Annotated in this window: 1 protein-coding gene; it reads right to left on the bottom strand. The window is 64.2% G+C overall.

Annotated elements, in window-relative coordinates:
* Positions 1–192 (bottom strand): HD domain-containing phosphohydrolase (locus KVT38_RS34315; RefSeq protein ID WP_254639766.1); only part of this gene is annotated, 192 nt, incomplete at its 3' end.
* Positions 193–232: the final 40 nt, after the last annotated feature.

Here is a 232-nt window from a genome sequence, read left to right as displayed (position 1 = left end):
CTCCTCGGTCATGAAGCCAATATACTTGCACATCTCGTAGCCGGCCACCGGATGCTGCTCGATGATGAGCCGGTCGTCCGGATCCAGTTTTCCCGGCTTGTACAGAATCTCGCTCGGCGTCTGCGTCTTCCCGACGTCGTGGATGAGTCCGCCGCGGGCGTGCGCCAGCAGCAGCTCGGGAGCGGGCTTCATGGCTTGGGCCTGCTGCCCGCCGGACATCGCGGGGCCATAA

The sequence above is a fragment of the Cohnella sp. GbtcB17 genome, from assembly GCF_019091135.1.
Taxonomy (GTDB): Bacteria; Bacillota; Bacilli; order Paenibacillales; family Paenibacillaceae; genus Cohnella.
Note: the sequence above shows the minus strand (reverse complement) of the source record. Positions and strands in the feature narration are given on the sequence as shown.